Here is a 12867-nt window from a genome sequence, read left to right on the forward strand (position 1 = left end):
TACATAATATTCACCTCTAGAATATTATGAAGGTATGTCACCGAATCTGTACATCCTTAAGCAATCATTTATGTACATTCTTATGCTAGCATTTATATGATTTAAATACTTTTGTATTAAAGCCATTTTTTTAAACTTTTCCATGGTAATAGACGGCACTTTTTCATCCATTGGATGTCCTATCTTCGTTTTCACCGCTTCCCATTCTAATAATACTAACTTTCCACCTGGCTTTATAATCTTAGAATTAATCCTACTTATGTATGACGAAAGCTATTAACTCTTTATCTATACTATTTTTTTCTAGCAAAACTTTTGAGACCTGCATTAACACCCCCAAAAAAAGACTTTCCTGTGTGGAAATATAAAACTGTTTGTTTAGACATCAGGATTTTCAAAGGTAGGACCATTTCTAATTACCACAATTTAGGTTAGGTAATCCTAAATTGAAAGATCATTTTCTTCCTCAATAACTAGAGGTAAATAGAATTTATATTGTCGTACAGCTATAATTGTACTTACGAAGCCTACTAGACTAAAGATTATTCCAACTATGATGCCAATTATTGAGAGGTCAAGAAACAACTGGTTCAATCCGTAGAATCCTATAAATAAACCCAGCGCAATTCTGGATTTTGTTGATATCCATTTTTTTTCAATAGGTGAATTACTTTTAAAAAATGTCACCTTAAAATAAAGATAATAAAATAGAGAACTCAAAATTAGGATAACTAGTACATTCATTTTTAACACCTCTTAGTTATTATTTAATGTTTAAATACATGACTGTTTCTCTATCAGATGTAGTTGGAATAGAAAAGTTCTGCTTATAACATTCAGGGCCCTTTCCAGTAATGACAATCCATTCATTACTACTGCTATTCTCGAGTGCATATTTTATAGCTTTTGTTCGATCATTGATGATCATTCCTTTTGCATTCCCAAATTCCTCATTTAATTCCTTAAGTGTGGCACACATTTCTTCAAATGTAACCGCGTTTAAATCATCCAAGGTTAAAATATATCTATCGCTTAATTCAGAGGAAATTTTAATCATTTCTTCTCTCTTTTTCTCATCCCTATTCCCCCTAAAGCCAAAAACGTGTGTGACCTTTGCCCCTAATTTTTTAGCTGTTATTAAACAATGAAAGATTGCGTCTGCGGTATGTGCATAATCTATAACAACAGTAGAACCATTTTTGTATTTGATTATCTCAAATCGTCCAGGGACTCCAGTGAAATTGGAGATCGCCAAAAGAATATCATCTTTTTTATTATGAAATTGATTTACAGTCGCAAAGGCAATAACTGCGTTATATAGATTATGAGTACCTCCCATCGAAAAGGTAATTTCATAATTTTCACACTTTTCCTTTACCTTTACACTTGGATGTAAAGATGAATTTAGTTGAAGGATTTTAAGGTTATTTTGAGATGATTGCCCAACTGAATAAACAGTCAACCCTTCCCTTTTCAAAATCCCCTCTAATTTCTCACCCCAAAAATCATCGGTATTTATGATTGCTCTTCCATTGTCTTTCATTTTTTTAAATAATTCTGTTTTTGTTGCAAAGTAATTTTCCATCGAACCATGATAGTCTAAATGGTCATGAGTTAAGTTTGTAAATATGCAATAATCAAATTCTATTCCTTCTAGTCTGTATTGGGCTAATCCATGGGATGAAACCTCCATAATAACAACATCATCTTTACTTTTTGAAAGTAATTCATTTATCACAAGTGAACTTGGAGTCGTGTGAGATGTTTGAACATCCACCCCATTTATAGAATTCTTTATAGTTCCAATTAAAGAGCATGAAAAGCCAATTTGTTCAAGGATGTATTTTAATAAATAACTAATTGTTGTTTTTCCGTTTGTTCCTGTAATTCCAATCATGATTTTCTGTTTTGAAGGATCCCCGTAAAAATTTTTAGAGACTATACCAAGGGCTTTTCTACTATTTTTAACTTTTATGTAAGGCTTTTTAAGATTTTTCATTTCATGTTCCCCGATTACAGCAATAGCTCCATTATCTAGTGCTTCTTTTATATAATTATGTCCATCCACATTTAATCCCTTAATCGCTACGAAAAGATACCCCTCTTTTATCTTGTTTGAGACATCAGTGATTCCATTGATAGAAAGACCGTTTATTTGATTATAAGTTTCTTCTCTAATATCAAAATCTTTTACAAGATGCTGCAAGATCATATGATTGTTTGACTCCTCGCTGAATGAATGTTATTAGCATTCTAACTAATAATTGTGAAGATATTGTGGAGTTTGGAGTGAGGTAACATTTTTAAAAAATTTGAAATAATATATGTGATTTCACTAGCGTTGCATTAAATAAAAACCAAAATGTCAAGTATTAATTAATTTCAAGTAAAAGTAATTATTGGGAATTTATAGTCTTCAAAGAAATGAAAAAATCCTTATAATTAGATGGCAGAAGGTTCAAAGTCCTGTCCATATCCTAATTATAAGGAGTTCACATGGACAAGAATATCACAAAATCAGTTTTTAAGGAATACCTCAAACCTACAGAAATGAAAGTCATTTCTAAAATCATCGATCAGATGAAAGTTGATAAATATGTTAAAAAACTAGATAGTCTTACCTTTACCAAACTATTTATTTATGCTCAATTGAAACAATTATCCAGTCTTAAAGAAATTAGTTTCAAGGTGCGACACAAGAAGAAATTGCAAAAGGAACTTGGGTTAAAAAGTATAAGTAAATCCCAATTATCTCGTAAACTCTCTGATCTTTCTCCTGAGATTTTCCAAGTCATTCTTCAACATCTGATTCAACAGATTCATCAAGAATTCGGAGTTGGAAAGGGAAAATGAGTTGCTTGAGAAGATCCATCTAATTGATTCAACGACTATTTCCTTTTGCCTCAGCCAATATCGATGGGCTGATTTTAGGAATACAAAAGCTGGGGTAAAGATTCATACTCGAGTCGTTTTCTATGATGGAGAGATTTCTCCAGATAAGATCATCGTCACACCTGCCAGACCAGCTGATGCAACACAATTGGATGCATTGATGGTAATAGAAATGGATGCCCTACATGTGTTTGATCGAGGTTACTTTGACTTTGAGAAATTCGATCATTACTGTAAGAATAATATACGGTTTTGTACTCGAATCAAAGAAAATACGATTATCCACGTCATTGAAGAACTCCCTGTTGACCCATCATCCGCTATACATCGGGAGGCTGTGGTCAAGTTAGGAAAGATGAAATATCCTGTTCGGTTAATCGAAACAAAGGATAGTCAAGGGAATCCCATCACAATCATCATCAATGATGCGAAGATGAGTGCACAGGAAGTAAGTGATCTTTATCGAAGTCGCTGGCAAATTGAGTTGTTCTTCAAATGGATGAAGCAGCATTTAATTCTAAAAAAGTGTTACGGAAAAAGTGCAAATGCCGTCTACAATCAAATTTATATCGCTATGATTACTTTCTGCTTAACTTTATTACTAAAGAAGAAAGTACAATATCTGGGAACTCTCCTTGATATGCTTGAGTTTTTAGGTGAGTATTGGTCAAAAAGCTTCTCTGTTTTTCTAAAGGAACTTTTTAAAAAGCCAGACCGATCGTCACGAGGTCGAAGGCAACTCGATCATGACCGAATTTATAATGAAATCTTAGTACAATTTGAAAGAGGCGACACCGAACATTTAAATGACACAACGTATGACCCTATTTTCTAATATGTAAAAAATTGGATAAGGACAACCTTCACCTAAGCCCCCTTATCCTTTTGGCTCTATTACCCAGAAGTAATAAAAACTGAAGATTCAGTTAAGTTATATAATGGAATATTATTGATAATTATTCCATTTTTGAACTCTTGAATATTTCTTAAATTTTTTGTGCAACGCTAGTGATGTGATTTCTAGTACATTGTAATTTAGTTTTAATTTACTAAATACCCTGAGGTTTTTACCAGATATGGTGAATTTGGAAAAAATATATTATTCAAAAAATAACGAATCTCCTAAAAAACCTATACTGATTTTTAGGAGAAATTTGCAGTTGTTGGACAAATTGTTTGTGAGAATAGAATAGATGCCTCTAATGGATCAACAGTATTTAAACGAGTTGTATTTATTGGTTGTGAGAAATTTCGCCTTAGCATTTTCATTCATCTTCATTGGGGGCATCGCAAACTCTTCAAATTTTCGCTATTATTTTGAATTCTTCACCTTCCGTATCTTCAATATCTTGAACATCCATATCATCTAAATCATTGTTGAGTAGCCACTAATAATGCTGATAACGAAATAGCAGTCATTTAAACTTTTGTTTCATTTCCTAAACTTCCTCTAATCTATATTCAACTAAACTCCCCCATATTATTATGCAGATTCTGTGCAAAAGTATTTAAACCATTAGTGGATCTAAAATAATAATTACCTGTTTATCGATTTCAATACAAAAAACGTTGACATCAGTCACTCCACCGATAGCCAAAGCCCCTAACTGTCAATAAGTAAGTATCTACCGGAAAATCTGAGTGTCTTAATTTATCACGAATGTTGCGAATGTGAGAATCAACCGTTCTAGTTTCCGTATACTCATATTCCCAAACTTGTGAAATTAATTCCTCTCTAGTAAATACCTTGTTGCGATTACTTAAAAAATAGTCAATAAGCAAGTATTCTATTCTAGTTGTATTTACTACCTGATCTTGATATCTCACCTCACATGTATCTCTATCTATTACTAGACCTTTAACATTTGATTTTTGGGTATTTCTTATATCACCTCTTCTTAAAATCGCTTTAACCTTAGCTAAAAAAACATCATCATCAATTGGTTTTACCATAAAATCATCTGCCCCATTATCTAGTCCTTTTATGATAGATTCTTTATCAAAACACTCTGTTAGAAAAATAATTGGGACATTTGAATAATCCCTAACCTTTTTACAAGTTTCAATCCAATCAAAAGGTGAGACCATCTGATCTAGAATAACTAAATGGATTATCTCATTCTGTATCACTGTAATTGCCTCTTCCTCGCAAACCTTTCTAATACTCTTAAATCTATTTTTAGCTAAAATTAAACTTAATCGATCTATTTCTTTCTTATTTTCAACTAGTAAGACTGACTGCATAATAACTCCTCTATCCATAAATATAATTTTACGTATTTTCCATTATGGAAAGAAATTGTGCAGAAATAGTGTAGTTTGGGTATTTTCTTTTTTATTAAGTTTCAACTGGGAAATACACCAACATATAAGATGAGGAATTTCATTACAAAAGAACTTTCATGAATGTATTAAAGCTTGTTTGGAGTGTTTAGAGGTATGTAATCGTTGTTATGACAAATGTCTATCTGAGGAGGATGCAAATATGATGAAAGAGTGCATTCGTCTAGATCGCGAATGTGCTGAAACTTGCGAAGCTTGCGGAAAAGAATGTCAAAAACACGATCACGAGCATTGTAAAGCTTGTGCAGATGCATGTGGTAAAATGACCTCTTTATGATAAGTACTAAATGACTATCTATAGAAGCTGATATCACAAACTTTCAAGAACGAGGAGAACCCACGGTGAAAAATTTATTTTCTCTGTGGATCTTTCAATTCCTTAAATTTTCTTGTTGAACCATGCTATTTTTTTACCGCCTGCTTTAGGTTTCTGAAATAGTAAACAATGATATATTAATATTGAGGATACTAAGAACCTAAAAGGAAGTGATCATTGTTTCACAAGAAGAACCAAAATTATATTCGTTACCCGCAATAAATTGGATTTCTCATATGCCTGACCATTTCAAATTCAATTTCCTTTGCTAAGTATAAGAATGAAAAGACTATGTTTGGCTGGGGTGCAACTAATTCAATATTAGGTTTCTCTTTTATTTCAACAAAAACTCCTGAATTGGCGATCATTGCAGCGTCTTTAGGAAAACACACTCCGATGATTTTTCTCGAAAATGGTGAACTCGATGAGGGTATATATACTTTTCTTGCTGAATTAAAACCAGTGTACCAAAAGGGACAAAACGGTGGTTCTTCTATCCATGCTTTCATCAATGGAACAGAAGAAATAATTCCATTTAAACCACAAGGAATAATTGACGAAAAACTAGGATTTGTTTCTAATAATGAACAGGAGATTATTTCTGATGAAGAGATTGATGATGGACACAGATATTAAATCGGTCTATAACCGTCAATGCTAATTATACGGAATTTTTTATTCTTTTAAATGGCCTTCCCTCCATATCGTTCAAAATACAGATATTTACTATTAATAAGTCTCAGTGTACCTAGTAGAGCTGCCGCTTATTTTTTGTATCTGGTAAACTTATTTAACTAGTAATTGTGCTACTATTGTTCATGACAAAAAATTATTTACTATTTTCGTTAAGCTTTTTTCTCTAATCTCTTTTTAGGTTCAATCAATTGCATAACAACCTCCCAAATGACAATAATTCCGACTATATATTTGGCAGCAATTTATTATTGTATAACAAGGTATTGTCATCACTGGAAAACTCTAAACATTAGGTGTCAAAAACTATCAAAAAGCTGGTTAAACCTTAATAAAACCACAAAATGACGTGTGCCAATGCACACGTCATTTTATTATTTAGAACCTTAAAACGGAACACTTTTCATTTAAGGAATAAGCTCTTAAGATGGGTTAAAAATATATTCATTTTGTTCAAATTTTATTCAGCGGCTGACAGTTCACTTTCTGTTACCCATTTATGATTTTTAACTTCTTCTCCACCGCTAGTCGGAGTGAAATCAACCATATATACAGTCGTTTCTTCAGCTGAATCAATTTCAGCGGTTGCGCCGTCCATACCTTCCATATGATCTGCATTTACTTTAACTTCTGCTCCAGGTTCTAAAGGTGTATCACCCGCATCTTGTAATTCTTCATGAATAACCCATTTATGGTTTTCTACTTTTTCTCCACCTGTTGTAGGAGTATACGAAATAGTATAAACGGTAGTATCATATGCGCCCACAATCGTTGCCTCAGCACCCTTCATACCTGCCATGTGATCGGATTGAATAATTGCTTGACTTCCAACTTCATAGGTTGGATTTTCTGCTACTTTCAAACCTTCAGGAACTTCACCTGTGCTAGACATGTCCATATTACCGTGATCCATACCTTCCATATTTTCTTCCATGTTTTCATCTGTATTTTCTTCCATGTTCTCTGTACCTTCTTTGTTTTCATCATTTGCATTGGCACAGGCTCCCAATACTAAGAAAAGTGCTACAAATAGGAATACTACTGGTTTTTTCATTCTTTTTTTCAACATGTAAATAACTCCTCCTTTGACGTTTAGCTATATCATACCAAGAAAATGTGCAGAAAATAAGGAGTATGCTCAACTGAAGAAATAAAACAGGGCACTTTACTCTGTTTCCCCATTTAATAATATTTTATTCAACTTTTCTTCCAGACCCTCACTATATAGATACCATTTTTTGAGGTCATTATCATCATTTCTCCATCTTTTAAATAATTAAGGTAGGTTTTCTTTATCAAATGAAGGAGCAGGTAGTAGAGTATTCTATTGCTCAATGTTATTTCATGAAGGCTACTTTATCATTTTCAATAATAGATTAGATCATCGAATCTTCCTTGAAGGCTAAGGAAGTCACCGTAGCCTTTATAGGGAATAGTGAAAAATCATCCCCATTTTAAATTTTTCAACAACTAATCTTTTACTGCATTATGATTTTTTTCCTACTAATACAAAAATCGTTATTCCTTGCTAACCCACTTATATCCAACTCCCCAGACAATTGAAAGGTATTGATCAATAGGAAAGTCTGCTTGCCTAAGTTTTTCACGGATATTTCGCACATGGGAATCAATCGTCCTATCTTCTGTAAAAACGTTATCTCCCTAAATGGTTTCCAGCAAATGTGAACGCGAAAAGACTTATTTGGGTTTTTCAAAATAACCGAGTAAGGAAAACTCTTTCGGAGTGAGTTGAATCATCTGTTCTTTATACGTTAATTCATGGGATTCCTCATCCCACCACAACCCCTTAAAATGAACTCCCTTTTCTTAATCATTCATTCTCCTGAATATGGCATCTATTCTGGCCAATAATTCTCCTTCATCAAATGGTTTCGTCACATAGTCGTTCGCACCTTAATGCAATCCCTTAACTACATCTGATTTTCCATTTCTAGCTGTCAGCATAATAATAAGGACATTAGAGAATTTTCTTACTAGACTGCATGTGCTCCAGCCATCTAATTCCGGCATCATCACATCTAATAAAATTAATTCTGCATGGGACTTTCTCATAAAGTCAATCGCTTCTAAGCCAGAATTTGTTTTTATACAACGATACTAAGGTGATAAGTAAATACTTAATAAATCAAGCATTCTCTCTTCATCATATACAAGTAATATCGTTTTCATTCTGTCATCTTCTTTATCTTAAGCGTAAACGTGCTTCCTTTCCCCGGTTCACTCGTCACCTCAATGTTTCCTCCATGTGCTTCTATTATTCACAATGGATAACCCTAAACCAATACCTCCGGAATCCCTAGAACGGGATTTTTCAACCCTGTAAAATCGCTCAAATATAAAGGGCAAGTCGTCTTTAGGAATTCCGTGTCCCTCATCCTTTATAACAATTCGGTACCTTCCCTTTTTCTTTTTTAACAGAGATTCTAGTTTTGGTATGAGACTTTGAGTATTTAAGTGCATTATTCAACAGATTTAAAAGTATCTGTTCAAATCTCATAGGGTCTATCATGACATTGATGTTTTCTCTACAATTTAATTCTAGTTCTATTCCCTTCTCCTTAAAAGCAGGGAGCACCTTTTCGTAGATGGCATACAAGTAGGAGCAAAACTGTATGTTTACTCGATTAATGGTAAACGTGTTTCTATCTATCTTAGCTAGATCAAATAAATCCTTTATCATGCCCGATAACTTTTCGGATTCCTCATAAATAATACTGAGATAATAAACTCGATCTGTATCTGCAATAATTTTTCGTCTAGACACATCTGCAAAACCTTTGATATAGGTCAGTGGAGTTCGCAGCTCATGAGAAATGCTAGCTAAGAACTCATTTTTTCCTCTTCAGCTGCCTTTTACTCCACTATTCATCAAATCTTATTTCCCCCGATATTACAAATCTGACGGGTAGCATTTAGACTGCTTCTCATACACACTCTATAAAATACCAATTTTGTGGAAAATCAGGAAATCCCATAAGAATGTGCTTTCAATTCTAAGGAAGCCTATTATGAAGAAACATTTAAATAGCAAAAATTTAGATTCTTTTTTTAAACTACATAATTTCTACAAAATAAAGAGTTATATTATCAAAAGTAATAGATTATGAATTAATAGAGGTGGAAATTTTGTGTGGTTTTGTTGGAGTATTATCAGATAATAAACAAGAGGTTACTACTATAGATCATCAATTCGAAGAAATGAATAACTTAATCTACCATCGTGGCCCGGATGATTCTGGCTATTACGTAGATCATTATATTCAACTTGGTTTTAGAAGACTAAGCATTATTGATGTTGAAGCCGGACATCAACCTCTTTCATATGAAAATGGAAGGTTCTGGATTGTTTTTAACGGAGAAATATATAATTACATTGAGCTTCGGAAAGAGCTCGAGAAAGAAGGTTACACATTTAATACGCTGTCTGACACAGAAGTACTACTAGCATTATACAGAAGTAAAAAGGAAAAAATGCTTTATTCTCTTAGAGGAATGTTCTCCTTTTTAATATGGGATCGTGTTGAAAATCAGCTATTTGGTGCACGAGATCCTTTTGGCATTAAACCACTCTATTATCTAGAATTGGGGGATAAAGTCTATTTTGCTTCTGAAAGAAAAAGTATTGCTCTAGGAACTGATCATGAATTTATTAAGGGAGAATCTCTTCACCATTATTTAACATTTCAATATGTCCCTGAGCCTTCAACTATGTCAAGAGATATTATGAAAATAGAGCCAGGACATTACTTTATTAAAAAACCAAACGAGCCTTTAGAGATCAATTGTTATTGGAAACCAATATTTAAACCTGTACTAAACGAATATACTAAGTTGAAAAGTGAACTACAAGAAGCACTCTATGATTCAGTAAAAATGCACATGCGAAGTGATGTTCCCGTAGGTTCTTTTTTATCAGGTGGTATAGACTCTAGTTTTATTGTTTCCTTGGCTAAGGATATTAATCCAAACATAAAAACATTCTCGGTAGGCTTTGCCACAAAAGGATACAGTGAAATAGATATCGCAAAAGAAACTGCTAATGCACTTAATGTTGAAAACATTGATTATATTATTCAGCCAGAAGAGTTTATTAAAGAACTACCAAAGATTGTATGGCATTTAGATGACCCACTTGCTGATCCCGCAGCAGTTCCATTATATTTTGTTGCTCGAGAAGCTAGAAAGCATGTTAAGGTTGTATTGTCCGGTGAAGGTGCAGATGAACTTTTTGGAGGCTATAATATTTATAGAGAACCTTTTGATCTGAGAGTATTTGAAACAATCCCTCAATCAATAAAGGGTGCACTAAATTTCTTTTCCAGAATCCTACCAGATGGAGTTAAAGGAAAAAGTTTTATTGAAAGAGGATGTACTCCACTTGAAGACAGATACATTGGGAATGCAAAGATTTTTAAAGATGAGGAAATAAAGAAAATACTTAGAATGTATTGGGATAATGTTACCTTTAAAGATATAACCCTTCCATTTTATAATGAGGCCAAAAGCTATGACAAAGTGACAACGATGCAACATATCGACATCAATACATGGCTGAGGGGAGATATCTTACTTAAGGCCGACAAAATGACTATGGCTAACTCTTTGGAATTACGAGTACCATTTCTTGATAAAGAAGTTTTTAACATAGCTTCAAAAATTCCTACAGAAATGAAAATTGCAGAAAATACAACAAAATATATACTACGAAAAGCAGCTGAAGGAATTGTTCCAACACATGTGTTAAATCGAAAAAAATTAGGCTTCCCAGTTCCTATAAGAAACTGGTTTAAAAATGAAATACATGACTGGACAGTAAATTTAATTAAGGAAAGTGCAACGGACTATCTTTTCAATAAAAATCAAGTTCTTAACCTGTTGCATGAGCACTGTGCTGGGCAGAGAGATAACAGTAGAAAGCTTTGGACTATCCTTATCTTTATGATATGGCATCAAGTTTTCATAGAGAAGATATATACTTTTAATGACGATGCCTTGAAAGAATCTTCATCTAAATCCAATGAAATTTTGTTCATTTAAAAGTTTCAAAGTGATATTCCGTAGTAATTAGCAATTCTTTAATTAAATACATTATTAGAAAAGGCCACCTGGATGTAATGCACCAGGTGGCTGTTTATATTTATCCCTAATACTCAAGCTAAAGCTTGATTTCCTCTATAGCCAGATATGTGAATTGATATTTAATCTATCAACGTGTCTTATAACAATCCTTAGGTCACCATATTAATTCAAGGCTTCCTGAAGTGTATCTATATTTTTACGCATTATACTAAAATAATCTTCATTATTTTTAATATCCTCATCGGTTAAAGCTTCTAAATTGTGTACTGTTAATGCCTCTGCACCGATTTCCTTCCTTACAACTTCAGCTACATTGTTGCTAACATTCGGTTCAAACAAAATATACGATATGCTGTTTTCTTTAGAAAAGTCAATAAGCTCCTTAAGTGATTTTTGAGAGGGCTCCTCTGTCGGAGAAAGACCACTTATTCCAATTTGTTTAAGGTTATAAGCACTTGCCCAATAACCATATGCAGAATGGGATACTACGAATGTTTTATTAGAAGACTGTTGCACCATCTCTTTAAAAGCAAAATCTAAGTCTTCCAAATCTTTTTTTACATCTAAATAATTTTTTTCAAAGTATTCCTTTTCTGCCGGATAAAGCTTTATGAAAGCATTCTTAATATTCTCCGCAAGTTTAATTGATTTAATTGGGTCGAGCCATACATGAGGGTCAAAATCCCCTTGCTCCTCCTCTTCTCCATGATCTTCTTTATCATCATTTTGTTCATCCAGTTCCTCTACAGCTTCTATTAGTTCTATACCCTCAGAAGCTTTTACAATATCAACTTCATCATTTTTAAGCGTATCTGTAACAGAATTAGTAAATCCTTCAATCCCAGTTCCCATGTATATAAATAGATCACTTTCTGCTATTTTAACCATATCCTTGGAAGTTGGTTCAAATAAGTGAGCATCTGCACCAGGTGGGATGATCGTTTTAACTTCTACAAATTCACCACCGATCTTTTCTGAAAAATCTTGAAGAGGATAAATTGTGGCATAAACTTCAATAGTAGCTTCATTATCAGTTATATCCTTTTCAGGTTGCGTTAGAGATTTGTTACACCCCGCAAATAAAAATATAAAAATTAGAATAACAAAAATGATATTTACTTTTTTCATCATATATTCCCCTTTTCGTAATTATTACGATTTATTAACCGAAAATTAACATAAATCAATAAAATGTATATTCCATTTGGAAATAATACAAGTGCATTTTCTTCCTTCTCAATTAATTTCAATAACAATCTAGGAAGGAGGCCTTTTCATCTAAATGATACCAGAAAATAAAGTTCATTAAATGACAAGGACATGTATTCTAATAAAAGTGGTGACCGTGATAATTTGATGTATTTTCTGCCAATTTTAATAAATTTGAGCGTAATATTTTTTTCATAACTGTTCTTGCTCTTGGTAGTGTATTTGATAATCTAAATTTGAGCCACTTTCCAAGAGTTTGATCACATAAAAAGTGAGCCACATGATTTCCAATTCTATTAACCTCTTTTATGATT

12 protein-coding genes and 3 pseudogenes are annotated in these 12867 nt (G+C 33.0%); 5 read left to right on the forward strand and 10 right to left on the reverse strand.

Features of this window, described 5'->3' with window-relative positions:
• Positions 1–24: 24 nt before the first annotated feature.
• From ACFFIX_RS26795 to ACFFIX_RS26805, 3 genes are all read right to left on the reverse strand, one after another.
• Positions 25–195 carry a hypothetical protein gene (locus tag ACFFIX_RS26795; protein WP_378939589.1) on the reverse strand — a complete coding sequence of 57 codons (171 nt, stop codon included), beginning with the start codon at positions 193–195 and terminating at the stop codon, positions 25–27.
• 246 nt (positions 196–441) lie between these two features.
• Positions 442–744 carry a YtpI family protein gene (locus ACFFIX_RS26800; RefSeq protein WP_378939591.1) on the reverse strand — a complete coding sequence of 101 codons (303 nt, stop codon included), beginning with the start codon at positions 742–744 and terminating at the stop codon, positions 442–444.
• Between the two features lie 19 nt (positions 745–763).
• Positions 764–2212, reverse strand: coding sequence for a UDP-N-acetylmuramoyl-L-alanyl-D-glutamate--2,6-diaminopimelate ligase (locus ACFFIX_RS26805; RefSeq protein WP_378939593.1), 1449 nt, complete (start codon positions 2210–2212; stop codon positions 764–766).
• Positions 2213–2496: 284 nt separating this feature from the next.
• Here ACFFIX_RS26805 and ACFFIX_RS26810 point away from each other — a divergent pair, with 284 nt between their 5' ends.
• Together ACFFIX_RS26810 and ACFFIX_RS26815 are read left to right on the forward strand one after the other, a co-directional pair.
• Positions 2497–2853, forward strand: coding sequence for a DUF4372 domain-containing protein (locus ACFFIX_RS26810; RefSeq protein ID WP_378939595.1), 357 nt, complete (start codon positions 2497–2499; stop codon positions 2851–2853).
• Between the two features lies 1 nt (position 2854).
• Positions 2855–3727 (forward strand): IS4 family transposase, encoded by an 873-nt coding sequence (locus ACFFIX_RS26815; RefSeq protein WP_378939597.1) that lies wholly within the window; start codon positions 2855–2857, stop codon positions 3725–3727.
• 740 nt (positions 3728–4467) lie between these two features.
• On the opposite strand, the gene ACFFIX_RS26820 is transcribed toward ACFFIX_RS26815, so the two are convergent.
• A complete protein-coding gene (locus ACFFIX_RS26820; protein ID WP_378939599.1) occupies positions 4468–5154 on the reverse strand; it encodes a response regulator transcription factor in 687 nt (228 codons plus the stop codon).
• A gap of 118 nt (positions 5155–5272) precedes the next feature.
• Between ACFFIX_RS26820 and ACFFIX_RS26825 the strand changes: the two genes are divergently transcribed.
• Together ACFFIX_RS26825 and ACFFIX_RS26830 are read left to right on the forward strand one after the other, a co-directional pair.
• A complete protein-coding gene (locus ACFFIX_RS26825) occupies positions 5273–5512 on the forward strand; it encodes a four-helix bundle copper-binding protein (RefSeq protein ID WP_378939609.1) in 240 nt (79 codons plus the stop codon).
• A gap of 330 nt (positions 5513–5842) precedes the next feature.
• Positions 5843–6187, forward strand: a complete 345-nt coding sequence (locus ACFFIX_RS26830) for a hypothetical protein (protein WP_378939601.1) — start codon at positions 5843–5845, stop codon at positions 6185–6187.
• Positions 6188–6704: 517 nt separating this feature from the next.
• On the opposite strand, the gene ACFFIX_RS26835 is transcribed toward ACFFIX_RS26830, so the two are convergent.
• The 4 genes and pseudogenes from ACFFIX_RS26835 to ACFFIX_RS26850 all read right to left on the reverse strand — a co-directional run.
• A complete protein-coding gene (locus ACFFIX_RS26835; protein WP_378939603.1) occupies positions 6705–7313 on the reverse strand; it encodes a YdhK family protein in 609 nt (202 codons plus the stop codon).
• Positions 7314–7762: 449 nt separating this feature from the next.
• A pseudogene (locus tag ACFFIX_RS26840) lies at positions 7763–8353 on the reverse strand (response regulator transcription factor).
• Positions 8354–8494: 141 nt separating this feature from the next.
• Positions 8495–8725, reverse strand: coding sequence for an ATP-binding protein (locus tag ACFFIX_RS26845; RefSeq protein ID WP_378939605.1), 231 nt, complete (start codon positions 8723–8725; stop codon positions 8495–8497).
• Positions 8637–9089, reverse strand: a pseudogene (locus ACFFIX_RS26850) (sensor histidine kinase); the annotation flags it as partial. The gene ACFFIX_RS26845 and the pseudogene ACFFIX_RS26850, both read right to left, overlap by 89 nt.
• A 302-nt stretch (positions 9090–9391) precedes the next feature.
• On the opposite strand from ACFFIX_RS26850, the gene asnB reads away from it, so the two are divergent.
• Positions 9392–11302, forward strand: a complete 1911-nt coding sequence (gene asnB / locus ACFFIX_RS26855) for an asparagine synthase (glutamine-hydrolyzing) (protein WP_378939611.1) — start codon at positions 9392–9394, stop codon at positions 11300–11302.
• Positions 11303–11506: 204 nt separating this feature from the next.
• Here asnB and ACFFIX_RS26860 read toward each other — a convergent pair whose 3' ends face one another.
• The gene (locus ACFFIX_RS26860) at positions 11507–12472 is read right to left on the reverse strand and encodes a metal ABC transporter substrate-binding protein (protein WP_378939607.1); all 966 of its coding nucleotides are present in this window, start codon (positions 12470–12472) and stop codon (positions 11507–11509) included.
• 199 nt (positions 12473–12671) lie between these two features.
• Positions 12672–12867, reverse strand: a pseudogene (locus tag ACFFIX_RS26865) (hypothetical protein); the annotation flags it as partial.

Source organism: Metabacillus herbersteinensis (genome assembly GCF_042433335.1).
Classification (GTDB): Bacteria; Bacillota; Bacilli; order Bacillales; family Bacillaceae; genus Metabacillus; species Metabacillus herbersteinensis.